This window comes from Gordonia sp. 135 (assembly GCF_009720185.1).
Lineage (GTDB): Bacteria > Actinomycetota > Actinomycetes > Mycobacteriales > Mycobacteriaceae > Gordonia > Gordonia alkanivorans.
In genome coordinates this window covers 4,985,399-5,004,024 of the sequence record NZ_CP046257.1, presented here as the reverse complement: position 1 = coordinate 5,004,024, position 18,626 = coordinate 4,985,399, and the positions used below count along the sequence as shown (strand labels likewise).

Sequence of the window (18,626 nt, the reverse complement as noted above, 5' to 3'; positions counted from 1 at the left end):
CTTTGGCGTACTCGCAGAACGGGCCCGACGATGTTGATTCACTCCCACCGTCGTGATCGAAGCAGCTACTCCGAGCCGTCCGAGAACAGTGTGAGCGATTCACCCTTGGAGGTTTGCTTCCGTCTTGTCTTCTTCGCGGGGGAATCTCGGTCCCGGTCCGTACTTCACGGCCTTGCCACGGGTCTGAGTGGATACCCGGGTTAGGACTTCACGCCCGACAAGATTCTTGAGAATGTCGCGCGCACCGTAAACGTCGATGTCGAATAGACGCTGAACTGTCGCGTTGTTTATTGAGTTGTATTCCCGGACATGGTCGATGATCTTCCGGTCGACTTCGCCGCTTGTACGAGAGTGATAGGCGACCGCAGGGCCAAGGCGAGCGAGTACATCGCCACGGAATCTGTAATTGGGATACTTGCGATTTCGCGTCCCTGCTGTGGGCTCGACAAGCTCGACCTCGGATTGGCTTGCGTGGCGAAGAGCAGACTCCGCATCTTCGACCGAACGTTGGATGATCGGCGCTATTTGCTGCGCGGTCACACTCTTCTTGGCGCACAATCGCATCAGTATCAACAGAGTGTCGGTGTCGTTCTTCAAGTCCTCGGGCAGCTCTGCAACCAGTCGAGCGACATGGATATTTGGTGGGGCACCCCTGAACAGCACCTCTACGCGGTCGGGGTAACTCTGGATTTCGGGCAGAGGCCGTCCGCTTCGCGCCATTTCGCGAAACATCCGATTTACTCCTTGGCCGAGGTATTCCCCCCAACCGAGGGTGTTGAAGGCCTTGGCGAGCGATGGGTATCTCGGTTTCGTTCCACGCGTGAGGATGTTGTCTGGAGTGACGCCAGCTACTAGCGGGCCAGGGGAATTGATGTTCAGCGTTGCCGGCGAGTGGCGTACTTGGACTGGCTGGTTTTCGCGTAGGTCGCGGTGGATCAGGGCGTTGGCGAGCGCTTCGCGGATGGCGATCGACGAGAAGTCCTCGATTGCGAGTTGCTGGCCCGAGCGAACGGTTATGGGTGTGACAGAGAGACGGGCTGAGATCACCTCAAGGACCTCGGCGAAGGTTGTCACCAGCGGCGTGCCCCATCGGCGACTGAAGTCGGCTTCGCCGCTGGGGGTGCGGCGGTGTTGATAAACGAGTAGCTCTTGTGGGCCACTTGACGACTTCTCGACAAGGAGGATCTCGCCTGCCCTTGTGAGGCATCCGTCGTCCGCTGCTAACCCGAGTCGACGCACGATTTCCGCTGGGCTAGAGCGTGACAAGTGAACCCTGGCGTCGTCGTCGGTCAGACGCAGGAGCTCACGGACTTTCTCTATTGCGGTTGTGTCGACTGCGTCGATCGGAGTGCCCGATGATTCTGCAGACCAGTCGTTTCCGCGCCGTTCGTCACTCAATCGCGCGACCGCGCCCGGATCCATAGGACGGCACTCAGACATCCAGCGCTGGCAGTACTCGCCTTGGGACGTTGAGTACACTTCGAGGCCCTCTGGCACTGTGATCTGCAGTAGCCGCGAACCCTCGTAGTGAACTTCTTCGATACTCACTGTCAGGTGGGGTTCGGTGCGGTCATAGATCGCGGATCGCAGTTTGTCGGCGTTGATTGACGTTCCGACGAATGCATCGGCCCCTCCCGGCTTGTCCTTGATCCCGAGTACAACTATTCCGCCGGTCGAGTTCGCGAAGCACACGCATGCTTCCGCAAGATCCACCGCGGTCTCTTTGAACCCACCCTGCTTCTCGGTCTTGAAGTCCAGGGTCGAAGACTCAACCGAGTCAGCAGAGGTACCTGAGCGAACTTTAGACAGAGCAGTATCGATACCGGACATGACTTTGATCCTACTTTGGGGCTAGTGACAAAGTGTCATTTGCCCCAAAGTTTCGTCAAAGTAGCGTGCCTGCGTCAGCTAGCCGGCCTCGATCGCTTCCGCCTCACGTCCGTACCGCGTCGCCAGCCATGAGCAGATGATGAGCTGGATCTGATGGAAGATCATCAGCGGTAGGACGATGAGGCCGACGGTCGAGCCGGCGAAGAGGACGGTGGCCATCGGCAGTCCGGTGGCGAGGCTCTTCTTGGTGCCGCAGAACTGGATGGCGATGGTGTCGGCGCGGTCGAAGCCGAGCTTCTTCGGCACCCAGCCGGTGATGACGAGCATGATCAGCACCAGTAGTAGCGAGATCACCGCGACGGCGATCACCTGTGCGGCGTCGACCGACGACCAGATGCCGTTGACGACGCCCTCGCTGAAGGCGACGTAGACCACGAGGACGATGGTGCTGCGGTCGGCGAGTTTGGTGATCTTGGCGTGTCGGGCGAAGAACGGCCCGACCCACGGCCGAGCCAGCTGACCGACCACGAACGGCACCAGGATCTGCGCGACGATCTTCAGGATCGACGTCGCGTCGATGCTCGCGTCGCCGGTGTTGTGCATCAGTGCGACCACCAGCAGCGGGGTGAGGAACACGCCCAGGATGTTCGACGCGGAGGCGCTGACGATCGCGCCGGCGATGTTGCCCTTCGCGATGGAGGTGAACGCGATCGACGACTGCACGGTCGAGGGCACCAGGCACAGGAACAGCAGTCCGGCGTAGAGGTCGGAGCCGATCAGCGGCTCGACGACCGGCTTCAGGGCCAGACCGATGATCGGGAACGCCACGAACGTGAACGCGAGGATCGTCACGTGCAGGCGCCAGTGCTTCAGACCCTCGAGGGCCTCTCGGGGGTGCAGCCGCGTGCCGTAGAGGAAGAACAGGGCGCCGATCGCGATGATCACGACCCAGTCGAGGACTTCCCCGGCGGCCCCGCGGACGGGGAGGAAAGCGGCGACGACGACCGCGGCGACGATCGCGAGGATGAATCCGTCGATCGGCGAGCGGTCGAGAAGGTTCTTGAGCGTGCGCATACGTCCGAGCTGCCGGCGGCAGGCCTGGTCAGGCCTGCGCGGTGTCGCTCGAGCAGACGCCGCGCAGCGAGCATGCACCGCAGCTGCTGGTGCCGCAGTCGGCGGCGGGCTCGGAGGTGCCCTGCTCCCCGGCCGGCTCGGCATGGCTGTGGCCGTCGTCGTGACCCGAGCAGCAGGAGCAACCCGCGTCCTCGGCCGGCACGGTGGCGGCGGCGCGGACCCCGATGGCGCTGACCAAGCCGATGATGACCAGCGCGGCGACCAGGGCGACCACACCGAACAGGATCGACCAGCCGCCGTCGACGGCGAGGGTGGCGACGGCGCCGAGGACGAGGATCACGCCGGCGCCGAGGGTGCCCGGTGCGGCCACGCGATTGGCGACGCGGAAGGCTTCGTCGGAGCGCATGGTCTCGTCGGTACGAACGCCGAAGCGGCGATTGCGCGGGAGTGAGCCGCGGAGCCCGCGGACCCCGACCGTGGCCCAGAGCCCGGCCAACGCGAAGAGCAGCACGGCAACGGCGACGGACAGGGCATTCACGACCCACAGCATACGACCGCGTCCACCGCGCAACCGAATCGAGGATGGTCGGTGAGCTGCACCTCATAGAGGCACGCGCCCGGTCGCGGGTGGCGGGCTGACCGGATTTCAGGCTGGTCGGGCCCAGGATTTACCCTGGTCGGGTGACTTCAGTCGACACCACCAGCACCAACGGCTCCGCCGGCACCACCGCTCATCGCTACACCGCGGAGGTTGCGGGCGAGCTCGAGCAGCGCTGGCAGCAGACCTGGTCCGACGAGCATGCCTACGAGGCACCCAACCCCGTCGGACCGCTGGCCGGTGACCTGAGCGCGTTCGGCGGCGGCGGCGCCGACGCCCCCGACAAGCTGTTCGTCCAGGACATGTTCCCCTACCCCTCGGGCGCGGGTCTGCACGTCGGCCACCCGCTGGGCTTCATCGCCAGCGACGTCTTCGCGCGCTACCAGCGGATGACGGGCAAGAACGTTCTGCACACGATGGGCTTCGACTCCTTCGGTCTGCCCGCCGAGCAGTACGCCGTCCAGACGGGCACACACCCGCGGACCACGACCGAGCAGAACATCGAGCGCTACCTGGGTCAGATCCGACGCCTCGGCCTCGGCCACGACGAGCGTCGTCGTGTCGCGACCACAGACGTCGACTTCTACCGCTGGACGCAGTGGATCTTCCTGCAGATCTACAACGCCTGGTTCGACGCCGATCAGGGCAAGGCCCGACGCATCTCCGAGCTGGTCGACGAGTTCGTCGCCGGCACCCGCGAACTCACCGGCGAGCACGCAGGCAAGTCCTGGGCGGACCTCTCCCCGGCCGAGCGCACCGCGGTGATCGACGACCACCGTCTCGTGTACCTGAGTGACTCGCTGGTCAACTGGTGCCCCGGTCTGGGCACCGTGCTGGCCAACGAGGAGGTCACCGCCGACGGCCGCAGCGACCGCGGCAACTTCCCGGTCTTCCGGAAGCATCTGCGGCAGTGGATGATGCGGATCACCGCCTACTCCGACCGTCTCCTCGACGACCTGGACCTGCTGGACTGGCCGGAGAAGGTCAAGACCATGCAGCGCAACTGGATCGGCCGTTCGCGCGGCGCCCAGGTCCGGTTCAGTGCGCCCGGGGTCGGCGACATCGAGGTCTTCACCACCCGCCCCGACACCCTGTTCGGCGCCACCTACATGGTGCTGTCACCCGAGCACCCGCTGGTCGATGCGCTGACCGCCGACGCGTGGCCGGAGGGCACCGACGACCGCTGGACCGGCGGCGCTGGGAGCGGCGCGGATGATCCGGCGTCGGCGATCGCCGCCTACCGTGCGTCGATCGCGGCGAAGTCCGATCTCGAGCGCCAGGAGAACAAGGAGAAGACCGGTGTCTTCACCGGCTCCTTCGCGATCAATCCGGTGAACGGACACCAGGTTCCGGTCTTCATCGCCGACTACGTCCTCATGGGCTACGGCACCGGCGCCATCATGGCGGTCCCGGCGCACGACTCCCGCGACCACGAGTTCGCGACCGTCTTCGGCCTGCCGATCATCGAGGTCATCGGCTCCGACACCGATGTGCAGGCCGAGGCCTACGTCGGCGACGGTCCGCTGGTGAACTCCGACTTCCTGAACGGTCTGAACGTCGAGGACGCCAAGGCCGCCATCGTCGAGCGTCTCGAGGCCGACGGCGTCGGTACCGGCAAGATCCAGTACAAGCTGCGGGACTGGCTGTTCGCCCGTCAGCGGTACTGGGGCGAGCCGTTCCCCATCGTCTACGACGCCGACGGTCAGCCGCACGCCCTGCCGGAATCGATGCTGCCGGTGGAACTCCCGGAGGTCGAGGACTACGCGCCGGTCTCCTTCGACCCCGACGACGCCGACAGCGAGCCGTCGCCGCCGCTGGCCAAAGCCGCCGACTGGATGACCGTCGAACTCGATCTCGGTGACGGTCCGAAGACGTACACCCGCGACGCCAACGTCATGCCGCAGTGGGCGGGCAGCTCGTGGTACCAGCTGCGCTACATCGACCCCACCAATCAGGACACCCTGTGCGACAAGGACAACGAGGCCTACTGGATGGGGCCGCGTCCGGAGCTGCACGGTCCGAACGACCCGGGTGGCCTCGATCTCTACATCGGTGGTGTCGAGCACGCGGTGCTCCACCTGTTGTACTCGCGGTTCTGGCACAAGGTCCTGTTCGACCTCGGTTACGTCACCAGCCGCGAGCCGTACCGAAAGTTGTTCAACCAGGGCATGATCCAGGCGTACGCCTACACCGACTCGCGCGGCATCTACGTGCCGGCCGAGGAGGTCACCGAGGAGAACGGCACGTTCTTCTACAACGGTGAAGAGGTCAACCAGGAGTACGGCAAGATGGGCAAGTCACTGAAGAACTCGGTGACCCCCGACGACATCTGCCGCGACTACGGTGCCGACACCCTGCGCGTCTACGAGATGTTCATGGGCCCGCTCGACCAGTCCCGCCCCTGGGCGACCAAGGACGTCGTCGGCTCGCAGCGCTTCCTGCAGCGCATCTGGCGTCTCGTCGTCGACGAGGAGTCCGGCGCGTCGCGGGTCGCCGACGCCGAGTCCGACGACGACACCAAGCGGTTGCTGCACAAGACGATCGCCGGTGTCCGCGAGGACTACGACGCGCTGCGCAACAACACCGCCGTCGCCAAGCTGACCGTGCTGACCAACCACCTCACCAAGAACTTCGAGAAGACCGGTGCCCCACGGGATGCCGTCGAAGCTCTGGTGATCATGCTCGCGCCGCTGGCACCGCACATCGCCGAGGAACTGTGGCACCGCCTGGGCCACGACACCCTCGTCGTCCGTGCGCCGTTCCCGGTGGCCGACGAGGCCTGGCTGGTCGAGGACACCATCGAGATCCCGGTTCAGGTCAAGGGCAAGGTTCGCAGTCGCATCACGGTCGCCGCCGACGCCGGTGAGGAAACCCTGCGTACCACCGCCCTCGCCGACGAGAAGATCGCCGCTCTCCTCGACGGTGCCGAGCCGCGCAAGGTGATCGTGGTCCCGGGCCGCATGGTCAACATCGTCCCCTGACGCCTCTCGATCCAACGGTTACGCTCACGGCGTCACGATCGCGAACCCTGGGTCGGGGTTGTCGATCAGTCCGATGATGGTCCCGATCACCGACGTGTCGCCCTCGAGACCGACACCGTCGGCCGACGCGCCGGTGAGAAGTCCGAGCAGATCGCGTTTGGTGAGTGTCACGACGAGGTCGGCGGGATCCTGCCGCCGCGTCGGATGGTGGATCAGGACTCCGTTCGACAGTTCCATCCGGTAGGTCTCGTCGAGATCGGTGAAATGCCAACGGATCGAGGACGACAGGTCCCAGGCCCGTGGACCGTCGAGGCGGATGGCGAGACTGTCGAAGAGTTGTGTGACGGTGAGCGCTGAGGAAACCCCGGATGCGTTGATCGGGGCGGCATGGACCTGCCCACCGAGTTCGTCGGCTCCGACGAGGAAGTTGTTGCGCCAGGTGGCGCACTCGGCGCCGTAACCCAGCGTCGTGAAGACCTGCGCGAGCAACTCTTTCGCGCCGGCATGGTCCGGCTCGGCGAAGACCGCATGACCGGCGAGTTCTGCGGCGAATCGCAGATCCCCGTCGTCGGCGAACTGTTTCGCCTTGGCGACCGTCGCCTCGACGCCGCCGAGCGCTTGCACGTAACGTGCGGCGGCGGCTTCCGGTGGATGCTGCCACAGGTGCGCCGGATTGCCGTCGTACCAGCCGAGGTAGCGCTGATAGATGGCCTTGACGTTGTGGCTGACCGAGCCGTAGTACCCACGGGCGTGCCAGGCGGCATCGAGAGCCGGCGGCATCGGGAAGTCTTCGGAGATCTCGCTGCCGAGGTGGCCCTGATTGAGTCGCCGTAGCGTCTGATCGTGAAGGTATGCATACAGATCGCGCTGCTGGGTCAGATAGACGAGCAGCTCGTCGGTCCCCCAGGTCGGCCAATGGTGCGAAGCGAACGCGACATCGGAGTCGTAGGCGAACATCTCGATCGCCTCGCTGAGATACCGGGACCAGACACGGGCGTCGCGGACCTGTGCCCCACGGAGTGTCAGGAGGTTGTGGAGATTGTGAGTTGCGTTCTCTGCCAGACACAGTGCTCGGTGATCGGGGAACCAGAAGTTCATCTCCGACGGGGCTTCCGTTCCCGGCGTGACCTGGAAGACCATCCGGACATTGTCGAAGGTCTCCTCTTGTCCGGTGTGAGTGATGTCGAGCGTCGGCGCGATCAAACCCACTGTGCCGGTGGATGTACTGGGCCCGAGGCCAGCACCGAGGGTTCCGGTTGCACCGACGGGCAGGACGATCCCCGTGTGGTACATGCTGCGCCGTAGCATCGCGGTGCCGGCGTAGACGTTCTCGGAGACGGCATGCTGGAGAAAGTGTTCGGGCGCGACGATCGGCACCGTCGTGTCGGCGTCGACGACACCGAGAACGCCGCCGAAGTGATCGACGTGAGAGTGGGTGTAGATGACCGCGCTCACCGGACGGTCACCACGATGCTCGCGGTAGAGGGCGAGGCCGGCCGCTGCACATTCCGACGAGACCAGGGGGTCGATCACCACCACACCGGTGTCCCCTTCGACCATCGTCATGTTCGACAGGTCGTACCCACGGATCTGATAGATACCGGCGGTCACCTCGAACAACCCGTGCACTGACGTCAGCTGGGCCTGCCGCCACAGACTGGGGTTGACGGTGTCGGGGCAGTCGCCGACGGTCGCCTCCGCGAAACCCGCGGCGTCGTAGACCACTCGGCCGTCGCCGCCGTGAACGACGGCCGGGTCGAGTACCCCGATCAGACCGCGGGTGGCATTGTCGAAGTCGGTCTGGTCGGAGAAATCGGCAGACATCGGGACTCCTCCACCGGCAGGCCCGCGGGCTGCGCGGCTCAGATCGATGTTCGGTTCCCGACGCCATCACGTTCGAATCGCAATCACGAGTATCTCGCACCGGGTGCCCGGAACGTGGGGGTTCGTCAATGCCCGGCTGACGCCCGTCGCCGCCGAGCTCCCGTCTCACTTCGGCGGGAGCCTCCTGGCGTAGTCGGCACCGATGGTCACCCAGCGCGTCAGCTGCCGATCGGACGCGATCCCATCCTCGAAGACGCGCAGCCAGCCGAGTGTCTCGCGCGCCGACATGTGCATCGGCGCGGTGTGCGGGTATTCGAGCAGGGTGCTGGTCTCCTCGGGCGGCACGCGGACCATGATCCCGCCCTTGCCGCTCACGGTGACGGCCATGTTGCCGTTGATCAGGAAGGCCAGGCCGCCGAACATCGGGACCTCGTCCACGCCGACCTCCGCCGCGAGCAGCGCGCGGATGCGGAAGGCGAGTTCCTCGTCGTAAGCCACGTCTCCAGGCTATTCGGCGGGTGTGACGGGGAAAGACTTGGCAACTAACTTACCGAGCAGTAAGGTCATGCCATGGCGATCAACCTGGAGCTCCCGAAGAAGTTCGATTCGACGGTCGAGCGCACCCATCTGGCTGCCGAGCACATCTTCCGGCCGATCTCACGCAAGTACGACAAGGCCGAGCACGAATACCCCACGGAACTCGACGACCTGGCGAAGCTCGCCAAGCAGGGACGCGGGTCGGAGAAGGCGGCCGACTCGTCGAGCAGCGACGACGGACCGTCGGTCAACGGCGCCAACATGCGCGGCCTGATCTCCGCACTCGAGATGAGCTGGGGCGACGTGGGCCTGCTGCTCTCGATCCCGGGCCAGGGACTCGGCAACGCCGCCATCGCGGCCGTCGCCAACCCCGAACAGCTCGAGAAGTTCTCCGACGTCTGGGCGGCGATGGCCATCACCGAGCCCAGTTTCGGGTCGGACTCCGCGGCGGTGTCGACGACGGCAACCCGCGACGGCGACGACTACCTCATCAACGGCGAGAAGATCTTCGTGACCGCCGGTTCGCGTGCTGATCACGTCGTCGTGTGGGCGACCATCGACAAGAGTGTGGGCCGCGCGGCCATCAAGAGTTTCGTCGTCCCGATGACCACCGAGGGCGTGACGGTCGCCCGCCTCGAGCACAAGCTCGGCATCAAGGCCTCCGACACGGCCGTGATCCGTTTCGAGAACGCCCGCGTCCCCGCCGAGAATCTGCTCGGTTCGCCGGAGATCGACACCAAGAAGGCCTTCGGCGGGGTCATGCAGACCTTCGACAACACCCGTCCCGTCGTCGCGGCCATGGCGATCGGCCTGGGCCGCGCCGCCCTCGAGGAGCTCCGCCGGATGCTCGACGAGGCCGGCCACGAGATCGACTACGACCGGCCGGCAGCCGCCCAGCATGCGACCGTCGCCGAATTCATCCGCCTCGAATCGGAGTGGGAGGCCTCGTGGCTGCACACGCTGCGGGCCGCCTGGATGGCCGACAACGCCCAGCCGAACTCCACCGAGGCCTCGATGTCGAAGGCCAAGGCGGGGCGCACGGTCACCGAGATCACCAACAAGGCCGTGGAAATCGGTGCGACAGCAGGCTTCTCGGAGACCTCCCTCCTCGAGAAGTGGGCACGTGACTCGAAGATCCTCGACATCTTCGAGGGCACTCAGCAGATCCAGCAGCTGATCATCGCCCGCCGCGTTCTGGGAAAGTCCAGCACCGACCTGAAGTGAGGTGTTGGGCAGTCCTACGACGCTCGGGTTCCCAAAGCGGCACGGACGAGAACAACTGCGTGTGACGATGGAGGCTGGGCCGGCATTCGGTCCGGACGACTCCCGTCGGAAGGTCCTGACATGACCGCACCTGCAGGCATTCGCATCGATCCCTCGTTGGAGGACCTCTACAAAGACCTTCACCGACACCCGGAGCTCGGCTTTCAGGAGCACCGCACCGCCGGTCTGGTGGGCGATCGGCTCCGAGCGTCGGGGTTCGACGTGACCACCGGTGTCGGCAGGACCGGTGTGGTCGGTGTCCTGCGTAATGGTGACGGTCCGACGATCGCGATGCGCGCGGACATGGATGCCCTACCCGTCCGCGAGGACACCGGGCTCGACTACGCCAGCACCGTCACGGCCACCGACGACACGGGTAAGACGGTTCCGGTCGCACACGCCTGCGGCCACGATCTGCACACGACATGCCTGCTGGGCGCGGCGGACATCCTCGCCTCCGCTACGTCGGAATGGTCGGGCACGGTTGTCCTGGTGTTCCAGCCCGCCGAGGAGCTGGGTGCCGGCGCGCAGGCGATGGTCGACGACGGCTTGTGGGACCGTTTTCCCAAGCCCGACGTCGTGCTCGGTCAGCATGTCTCACCGCTGCCGGCCGGCAAGATCGCCGGACACCCGGGAGCTTCGTACGCCGGGTCGGATTCACTGCGGGTGAAGCTGGTGGGCCGGGGTGCACACGGCTCGATGCCCGAGGCCTCGGTGGATCCCATCGTGCTGGCCGCGGCCACGGTGCTGAGGCTGCAGACCATCATCTCGCGGGAGATCCCGAGTACCGCAACCGCGGTGCTCACCGTCGGATCGATCCACGCGGGTGACGCCGCGAATGTGATTCCGGGTGAGGCCGAGATCCAGCTGAACATCCGCAGCTACAACGAGACCGTGCGCGGCAAGATCCTCGACAGCGTCGAGCGCATCGTGCGTGGCGAGGCGGCGGCGTCGGGCGCGCCGGACGAGCCGACGATCACCGAGATCGAACGCTTTCCCGTGGTCACCAACGACCCGGACGCGCTGCGCACGACCCTGGATGCCTTCACGGACTGGTTGGGTGCGTCCAACATCCTCGACCCGGGGGCAGGTGCGGGAAGTGAGGACGTAGGCATCCTGGCCACGAGTTGTGGTGCACCTCTTTCGTACTGGCTGCTGGGCGGAGCCGATCCTTCTCTGTTCACCACCGGCGACCTGACGGACCCGGCGCTGCTGAAAGTGCCGTCGAACCACTCTCCGCATTACGCTCCGGTGATCGATCCGACGCTGGGTACGGGAGTACGGGCGCTGGTCGTCGCGGCTCGTACCTGGTTGGGCCGCTAGCCGTCTCGGTGACGAGAGGCTGAGGCAACCGGCCCGCTCGGCTCAGCGCAACAACCGTTCCCGTAGCCGTGCCTCGCGTTCCAGGCGTTCGGTATCCCGACGTCGACGTTCGGCCATGATCGCGCACAGCACGTCTTCGAACGGTGCATCCCGCGGCGGAGCAGGTGCCACGAACGGAGCGACGGCGAAGACCAGTCGGCGCGCGGCGACCGCGCGGGGCTCGGGTTTCATGCCATGTCGACCGTTGAGGAACTGGCGGATGACGACGGCGAGCTCGTCGGGAATGGCCGCGATATCCGCAGACACCGCCCACGTGGCGAGTCCGGCGGGCATCTCGATGGGATGCTGCTCCTCGATGCGGTGGCGGTCGCGGATCACATAGGTCCCGGCGAGGAGATCACCGAGACGCTTGTTCTTTCGAGAGATGGCCGCGCTGATGACCGCGGGTAGACCCAGGCAGGCGTACATCTCGACGAACCCGACGAGCGCTCGGGTCAGCGACTGCCGAAAACCGGTGGGCCCGGCGTCGTCTCGCACGGTGCGTAGCCCGACCACCAGATGGCCGACGGTCTTGCCGCGGGTGAGTGTCTCGGTGACGGTCGGTAGGGCGATCACGCTGACGATGGGCAGCAACGTGCTGACGGTGCCCCGCCACGCGTCGTTCAGGTCACCGGTCACCGTGTAGGACAGCCACCAGAGGAGCAGCCACAGAGCGATCCCCAGCGCGACGTCGAGCATCCCCGAGAGAATCCGGTAGCCAAGACCGCCCGGCGGTAGTGCGAGCGCGACCGCCTCACCGGAGACGAGGTCGTTGCGGCCGACGCCGACGGTGGCCGACACACCGCCACCCCAGACGGTCGGCGGCGGCCCGACCGGGACCGGCGCACCCGCCATCACCGGAGGTCGTGGTGGCAACGATCCGGGCGGCACCGCCTCACCATACGACGCCGACTGCGGTCCGCGCGGTGTGAGCACACGCCACGACGCCCGTCGAATGACACGCTCTGCACCGGCTCGGATGCCGGTTACGCTGGCGGAGTGGATCTCGACGCCTATGTGTCCGCGCATCGCGCGACGTGGGAACGACTCGACACGCTGTCGCGCCGACGTCGGCTGACCGGAGCCGAGGCCGACGAGATCATCGACACCTATCAGCGCGTGGCCACCCACCTTTCGGTGATCCGCTCCTCGGCCCCCGACGCCTCGCTCGTCGCGTATCTGTCGGCGTTGTTGGCGCGGGCCCGCGGTCGGGCGTCGGGCACTCGGGTGAGTACCTGGTCGACGTTCATCGACTTCTTCGCCATCTCCTTCCCCGCCGCGCTGTACCGGATGCGGTGGTGGTGGCTGACCGTGATGGGTGTCTGCCTGCTCGCAGCCGCCGTCATGACCTGGTGGGTTCTGGAGCACCCGCGCATCGAGAGTTCCTTCGCCTCTCCGCAGGAGATCGAGCGTCTCGTCACCAACGACTTCGAGAGCTACTACAGCGAATACGAGGCGACCTCGTTCGCGGCGCGTGTGTGGACCAACAACTTCTGGCTCGCCGCGATGTGCATCGTCGTCGGCATCTTCGGCCTGCCGGTGATCTGGATGCTCTACACCAACATCCTGAACCTGGTGGTCATCGCCTCGATCATGATCCGGCACGGCCGCGGCGACCTGTTCTTCGGGCTACTCCTCCCACACGGCATGCTCGAGCTCACCTGCCTGTTCGTCGCCGCGGGGGTCGGCCTGCGGATCTTCTGGTCGTGGGTGTCACCCGGGAACCGAACGCGCGCAGCCGCTCTCGGTGAGGAGGGGCGGGCCGCGATCGGCGTGGCCCTGGGACTCGTCGTCGTGTTGCTGATCTGCGGCGTCATCGAGGCCTTCGTGACCCCCTCTCCCCTTCCGACCTGGGCGCGTGTCGGGATCGGTGTGACCGCCTGGCTGCTGTTCATGGCCTATGTCTTCGTCGCGGGACGTCGTGCGCACGAGTCCGGTGAAACCGGCGACCTCGCCGAGCTGGATCGAGGCCTCACCGCGCCCACCGTGTAGGAATGGACGGAGTGCATCCACCCGAGAGGAACACCCGAATGGCCAAGAACGACAAGTCCCTGGACGCGGTCTCGCTGATCGGCGGAGGTCTCGCCGCGGTCGGTCTGACGCACTTCGTCAAGCCGGAGCTGTTCGCCCCGATCACCGCGCCGGTGTTCCCCGAGGACACCACCACCTGGACCTACCGGAACGGGGCGTGCGAGACCGCGATCGGCGTCGCGCTGGTGTCTCCCCGTACCCGCCGGCTCGGCCTGGCCGGACTCGCCGGCTACCTGGGCTTCCTCGGCTACCGCGCGGTGCAGGCCAAGAGCTGACCGCCTAGAGCAACCCGCGCGACTTGAGCAGCAGATAGTGATCGGCGAGCCGCGCGGGGAGCTTGTCCGGCGGTGCGTCCACCACGTCGACGCCGAGTCGGCCGACGGCGGTGGCCGTCCGATTCCGCAGGGTGACGGTCCGGGCCGCGGCCGCCGCGTCGTAGACGGTCGCCGGATCCTCCCGGGCCGAGATCATCTCTTCCAGTGCGGGATCCGCAACGGATCCGATGACCACCTTGTAGTGCTGCGCGAGAACCGACAGCGGCGGCAGCAGTGACTCCTCGACGGCGGCCGGCTCCAGCGGGGTCAGCAACACCAGCAGGGCGCGCTGACGGCCGATCTTCGCGACCTCCGCCCCGAGCATCGGCCAATCGGCCTCCAGCAGAGCCGGTTCGAGGTTCGCCATCGCAGAGACCAGGCTGTTGAGCAGCGTCGTCCGGCCCACCCCGACCACTCGTCGGTGAACGCGTCGGTCACCTGCGATGAGGTCGACGCGGTCGCCCGCATGCGACGCCAGCGCGGCGAGCAGTAGAGCAGCGTCCATCGCCGCGTCGAGGCGTGGGACGTCGCCGACGCGACCGGCCGAGGTGCGCGACGTGTCGAGCACGATGACGATGTGACGATCCTTCTCCGGCTGCCAGGTACGCACGACGGTCGAACGGCGTCGTGCTGTCGCCCGCCAGTCGATGCTGCGGACGTCGTCTCCTTCGACGTAGTCCCTCAGCGAGTCGAATTCGGTTCCCTGTCCGCGTATCCGGACCGCGGACCGGCCGTCGAGCTGACGCAGGTGGGCGAGCCGGGAGGGCAGCAGTCGCCGTGAACCGAACGGCGGGAGCGCCCGGACCCGACCGGGTAGCGGCACACCGCGTTGCCGTCCGGCGAGTCCGAGGGGGCCGAGCCGACGAACCGTCATCCGCACCGCGAGCCGGTCGCCACGGCGCGTCGGGGTGAGAGTGGTGGTCACAGTGCGTGCTTCGCCGGGGGGCACGGTGAGCCGATGCTCGTCGTCGGTGGCACCGGCCGACGGCTGCCAGCAGTCGCGCAGGACGCCGCGGAACGTGCTGCTTCCGTTGTTGGTGACCGCGACCGAACACGAGGTGGTCTCGCCGAGCCGGACCGGACCGGGCGCCGACCGTGCCAGGGTCACGGTCTTCGTCGACCCGGCGAGCGCGAGGTCGAGGCACATCAGGAGCACGCAGAACAGGACCCACAGCACCGGGACGGCATAGTTCGGCCATACCAGGATCGGCACTGCGCCGAGCAGCACCAGGATCAGGAACCGGCCGGTGAGGAACATCAGCGCGGGACGGGAACCGAGTTGACGGCGGCGTCGAGGACCGAGCTCACGGACACGCCTTCGAGTTCGGCCTCCGGACGCAGCGACAACCGGTGCGCCAGCGTCGACTGTGCCAGCGCCTGCACGTCATCCGGGGTCACGAAGTCACGTCCGTTGAGCCATGCCCAGGCCCGGCTGGTCCCGAGCAATGCCGTCGCGCCGCGCGGGCTGACGCCGAGGGCCAGGGACGGTGAGAACCGTGTCGCGCGGGCGATGTCGACGATGTAGGCGGCCACCTGCGGGGCGACGCCGACGCAACGGACCTGCTCGATGCCGGCCTCGACGTCGGCGGCTGAGGCGACCGGTCGGAGCCCCGCCGCGGCGAGATTGCGCGGATCGAACCCGGCGGCATGCCGGGTGAGAACGGTGATCTCGTCCTCGCGGGGCGGCAGCGGCAGCGTCACCTTGAGCAGGAAGCGATCGAGCTGGGCCTCCGGCAGCGGGTAGGTCCCCTCGTATTCGACGGGGTTCTGCGTCGCCGCCACCAGGAAGGGGCTGGGCAGCGGACGGCCGACGCCGTCGACGGTCACCTGCCGTTCTTCCATCGCCTCGAGCAACGACGCCTGCGTCTTCGGCGGGGTGCGGTTGATCTCGTCGGCCAGCAGGAGATTGGTGAAGACCGGGCCTTCGCGGAAGGTGAATTGGGAACTGGCGGCGTCGAACACGAGTGAACCGGTCACGTCGCCGGGCATCAGGTCGGGGGTGAACTGGACGCGTTTGGTCTCGACGTCGAGCGCGGCCGCGACCGATCTGACGAGGAGTGTCTTCGCGACACCGGGTACGCCTTCGAGCAGGACGTGCCCGCGGCACAGCAGTGCGATGAGGATGCCTGCGACCGCCTGATCCTGTCCGACAACCGCTTTGGCGACCTCGGCACGTACCGCACCGAGTGCGTCGCGCGCAGTGTTCGACGACGGGGCGGGGCCGCCGTGCGGATTCTGCGGCGGTGCTGCGATCTCGAACGGACCGGGGCCGAAGGTGCGGGATGGATCGACGGTCATGGCGTTTGTCGGACTTCCTTGTCGAGGGCGGTCAGTTCGCTGGTGAAGAGGACGAGGCCGGTGTCGGTGGTGGGGAGCGGTCCGGCGAGCAGGGCCCGCACCCGGGCTAGGTCCCGGCCGGTGACGGACACGACTGTGGTGATGATGGCGTGCACCGCGGGGTCGGCGGTTTCCTCATGCGCCACCATCGATTCCCATCCGGGTATGGCCAGTTCGTCGGTGGCCTTCCCGGCGTCGTACGGCAGGCCGAGATACGACGCGAGTGAGGCCAGCGTGTGGATGCGCAGAGCGGCGGCGGACCGGGCATCCGCGCGGGCCTTGTGGTACATCCGACCCCGTGCCTGGGTGGTCTCGATCGCCTTGACGACCGCCGGCAGCGGCTCGGTGACCAGCGCGCCGAACCGGCGACCCCGCCACAGCATGAGGGCCAGAACCGCGAACGCGGCCAGCACGATCAGCGGCCCGATCGCCGCCGGGACGTCGGATTCCTCGTTCTCGGACGGCACCTCGTCGGTGACGAACGGTACGTACCAGAGGATGTCGTCGGCATTGGCGAAGAGCCGGGTCGTCACGCCGGCGTTGTCGCGGAGCGCGAGGTTCTCGTTGAGCAGCATGTCGCCGCTCACGACCACGATCTCCGGACGGCCGGCGGCGGCCGGAAGGTACAGCACATTCGACGCGGCGCCGGTGGTGAAGCACGACGTCGTACCCGGTGCGGAGGTGCTGTAACCGAGCGTGCCGCCCGTGATGGTGTCGTCGGGGGCGATCTCGCCGGTCGTGCAGCGGGCGGGCACCCCGGTCGGGGCGCCGCCGAACTCGAGCCGAACGGGCAGTCCGAGAAGCGACAGCGCGTAGTCCTGCGGCGCGATCAGGATCACCCGGTGCGCCTCGGAGACCCGGTCGAGGAACTGTTGCGCCGTACCCGGGTTGAACGCACCCACCGACGACACGACGACCGTCGTGTTGCTGCCGGGGCGCGGTGCGTCGGTGAACTCGTCCAGGCCGCGAGCCTGTCGGAGGTCGCCGCTATGCTCGTCGACGATCTGAGCCAAGGCGCGGGCGCCCTGGGGTCGGGGGTTGTCGGGGTCGTAACTCACACCCGGCCCGGGCTCCGCCCCGAACACGGTCAGCGCGGATACCCCGAGCAGGCCGATCGCGCCGACCACGACGACGACCAGAACCACCACGAGCACCCAGATCCACCGCGGTGTGCCGCGCTTCGGCGGGGACAGCGCGATCGACGGGGCACGGGTAGTCGTGGTCATCGGGGCACCGCCAGTCGACGCGGACCTGAGGTGTCCGCCGCGGCCGGTTGGGCGGACGACACCGCACGCTCCAGATCGAGCACCGCACGCGCCGACCCGGCGGCCGCATGTCGGTCGCCATAGGCGATCGCGTCGAACAGATCAGCGGCGCGGCGCAGTTCGACGCCGTGGTCGGCGAACCGGAGTGCCAGTTCGGCGGCCACCTCGTGCGCGGTGAGAGACGGCTCGTCGGCGAGCAGACCCCGTTCGATGGCGCGGCGGGCGAGGGCACGGACGGCGTGGATCACGCTGCCGTCGTAGTCGCCTGCGGTGTATCGGTCCTCGGCCACGGCCCGGAGTTCCTTCGCCGAGCGCGTACCGGGCAGCACCACTTTGGCCGCGGTGGTGTCGGCCGTTGTCGGGGCCCGCGGGATGCGTCGAACCCGGCGGGTCACGAGCACGGCGAGGCCCACGACCAGAAGGATCGCGAGCACGATGACGATCGCCCGGATCGTGTCCGAACCACCGAACAGGTCGAGGACGTTGTCGGCGATCCATTCCCACACGCCGTCGCTGAACTCGTCCCACCACGACGGTTCCGGCGGCTGGTAGACGTCCTTCGACAGCTCGTCCTCGGCCCAGCGTCGGGCCTGCTCGTTGCCGGGGTCCAGAGGAGCAGCCAGGATCGGGGTCACGGATACCGGCCTTTCCGTGCTGCTGGGACTCGTCGTTTCACGGACTAGACGCCCGAGGAGACTCTTGCGGCGAACGTATCAAAGAACCCTGTGCAGGCACCGGAAACATCCACCGGTCGACGGACGCGCGTGCTACGGTGCGGAACTAGAACACGTTCCAATTTCTGGAGGATTCATGACCGTGGAGCAAGCCGACCTCGCCGACAAGATCGACGCGGCGGTCGACGCCTACGTCGAGCTGCTGAACACCGGGACCGCCGAACAGATCGCCGACCTCTACGCGCCCGACGCGACGGTCGAGGACCCGATCGGCGCCGACATCCGCAACACCCGCGAACAGCTCGTCGAGTTCTACTCGGTGATCACCGGCATGGACGAGCGCACCGCCACCCTCAAGTGGAAGAAAGTCGCCGGCGACACCGCGGTCTTCGAGTTCACCCTCGTCACCAAGACCGCGGGTCTCGCCTTCGAGATCACCCCGGTCGACATCATGGTCTTCAACGCCGACGGCAAGGTGTCGTCGATGCGCGCGGTCTGGCGGCCGGAGGATCTGACGCAGCTCTGACTCCGCTCTG

General features: G+C 66.9%; 16 protein-coding genes. 6 read left to right on the top strand and 10 right to left on the bottom strand.

From position 1 onward, the window contains the following. Positions 1-99 precede the first annotated feature (99 nt). The 3 genes from GKZ92_RS22620 to GKZ92_RS22610 all read right to left on the bottom strand — a co-directional run bounded on the left by GKZ92_RS22620 (position 100) and on the right by GKZ92_RS22610 (position 3,454). Positions 100-1,830, bottom strand: a complete 1,731-nt coding sequence (locus tag GKZ92_RS22620) for an RNA-binding domain-containing protein (RefSeq protein WP_075862911.1) — start codon at positions 1,828-1,830, stop codon at positions 100-102. 78 nt (positions 1,831-1,908) lie between these two features. Further along, the gene (locus GKZ92_RS22615) at positions 1,909-2,904 is read right to left on the bottom strand and encodes a bile acid:sodium symporter family protein (RefSeq protein WP_006361137.1); all 996 of its coding nucleotides are present in this window, start codon (positions 2,902-2,904) and stop codon (positions 1,909-1,911) included. A gap of 28 nt (positions 2,905-2,932) precedes the next feature. Beyond that, positions 2,933-3,454, bottom strand: coding sequence for an SdpI family protein (locus GKZ92_RS22610; RefSeq protein WP_006361136.1), 522 nt, complete (start codon positions 3,452-3,454; stop codon positions 2,933-2,935). A 131-nt stretch (positions 3,455-3,585) separates the two neighbouring features. Here GKZ92_RS22610 and leuS point away from each other — a divergent pair, with 131 nt between their 5' ends. Beyond that, the gene (leuS, locus tag GKZ92_RS22605; RefSeq protein ID WP_075862912.1) at positions 3,586-6,483 is read left to right on the top strand and encodes a leucine--tRNA ligase; all 2,898 of its coding nucleotides are present in this window, start codon (positions 3,586-3,588) and stop codon (positions 6,481-6,483) included. Between the two features lie 24 nt (positions 6,484-6,507). Here the strand turns inward: leuS and GKZ92_RS22600 are convergent, their stop codons facing one another. Both GKZ92_RS22600 and GKZ92_RS22595 read right to left on the bottom strand, forming a co-directional pair. After that, the gene (locus tag GKZ92_RS22600; protein ID WP_035753923.1) at positions 6,508-8,307 is read right to left on the bottom strand and encodes an alkyl/aryl-sulfatase; all 1,800 of its coding nucleotides are present in this window, start codon (positions 8,305-8,307) and stop codon (positions 6,508-6,510) included. 165 nt (positions 8,308-8,472) lie between these two features. Further along, positions 8,473-8,805: a TfoX/Sxy family protein gene (locus tag GKZ92_RS22595; RefSeq protein WP_006361133.1), complete on the bottom strand. Its 333-nt coding sequence runs from the start codon at positions 8,803-8,805 to the stop codon at positions 8,473-8,475. A 72-nt stretch (positions 8,806-8,877) separates the two neighbouring features. Here GKZ92_RS22595 and GKZ92_RS22590 point away from each other — a divergent pair, with 72 nt between their 5' ends. Together GKZ92_RS22590 and GKZ92_RS22585 are read left to right on the top strand one after the other, a co-directional pair. Next, positions 8,878-10,068 carry an acyl-CoA dehydrogenase family protein gene (locus GKZ92_RS22590; RefSeq protein WP_006361132.1) on the top strand — a complete coding sequence of 397 codons (1,191 nt, stop codon included), beginning with the start codon at positions 8,878-8,880 and terminating at the stop codon, positions 10,066-10,068. 120 nt (positions 10,069-10,188) lie between these two features. Then, on the top strand, positions 10,189-11,430 hold the full coding sequence (locus tag GKZ92_RS22585) for an amidohydrolase (protein ID WP_006361131.1): 1,242 nt from the start codon (positions 10,189-10,191) through the stop codon (positions 11,428-11,430). A gap of 42 nt (positions 11,431-11,472) precedes the next feature. Here GKZ92_RS22585 and GKZ92_RS22580 read toward each other — a convergent pair whose 3' ends face one another. Beyond that, on the bottom strand, positions 11,473-12,324 hold the full coding sequence (locus GKZ92_RS22580) for an RDD family protein (RefSeq protein ID WP_075862915.1): 852 nt from the start codon (positions 12,322-12,324) through the stop codon (positions 11,473-11,475). A 144-nt stretch (positions 12,325-12,468) separates the two neighbouring features. Here GKZ92_RS22580 and GKZ92_RS22575 point away from each other — a divergent pair, with 144 nt between their 5' ends. Both GKZ92_RS22575 and GKZ92_RS22570 read left to right on the top strand, forming a co-directional pair. Continuing rightward, entirely contained in the window at positions 12,469-13,461 is a 993-nt protein-coding gene (locus GKZ92_RS22575) for a stage II sporulation protein M (RefSeq protein WP_006361129.1), read from the top strand. Between the two features lie 38 nt (positions 13,462-13,499). Further along, positions 13,500-13,775: a hypothetical protein gene (locus GKZ92_RS22570; protein ID WP_006361128.1), complete on the top strand. Its 276-nt coding sequence runs from the start codon at positions 13,500-13,502 to the stop codon at positions 13,773-13,775. 4 nt (positions 13,776-13,779) lie between these two features. Here the strand turns inward: GKZ92_RS22570 and GKZ92_RS22565 are convergent, their stop codons facing one another. Genes GKZ92_RS22565 through GKZ92_RS22550 form a run of 4 tightly spaced genes read right to left on the bottom strand, consistent with a single transcriptional unit; the run spans position 13,780 to position 18,051 of the window. After that, positions 13,780-15,072: a DUF58 domain-containing protein gene (locus GKZ92_RS22565; RefSeq protein WP_006361127.1), complete on the bottom strand. Its 1,293-nt coding sequence runs from the start codon at positions 15,070-15,072 to the stop codon at positions 13,780-13,782. Further along, complete coding sequence (locus GKZ92_RS22560) at positions 15,072-16,112, bottom strand: AAA family ATPase (RefSeq protein WP_006361126.1); 1,041 nt, start codon at positions 16,110-16,112, stop codon at positions 15,072-15,074. The genes GKZ92_RS22565 and GKZ92_RS22560 overlap by 1 nt, the downstream gene beginning before the upstream one ends. After that, positions 16,109-17,377 (bottom strand): DUF4350 domain-containing protein, encoded by a 1,269-nt coding sequence (locus GKZ92_RS22555; RefSeq protein ID WP_230461862.1) that lies wholly within the window; start codon positions 17,375-17,377, stop codon positions 16,109-16,111. The genes GKZ92_RS22560 and GKZ92_RS22555 overlap by 4 nt, the downstream gene beginning before the upstream one ends. After that, positions 17,374-18,051 carry a DUF4129 domain-containing protein gene (locus GKZ92_RS22550; RefSeq protein WP_155225661.1) on the bottom strand — a complete coding sequence of 226 codons (678 nt, stop codon included), beginning with the start codon at positions 18,049-18,051 and terminating at the stop codon, positions 17,374-17,376. Before GKZ92_RS22550 ends, GKZ92_RS22555 begins: the two co-directional genes overlap by 4 nt. A 175-nt stretch (positions 18,052-18,226) precedes the next feature. On the opposite strand from GKZ92_RS22550, the gene GKZ92_RS22545 reads away from it, so the two are divergent. Beyond that, positions 18,227-18,616, top strand: a complete 390-nt coding sequence (locus tag GKZ92_RS22545; protein WP_035753928.1) for a nuclear transport factor 2 family protein — start codon at positions 18,227-18,229, stop codon at positions 18,614-18,616. The last annotated feature ends 10 nt before the right edge of the window (positions 18,617-18,626 follow it).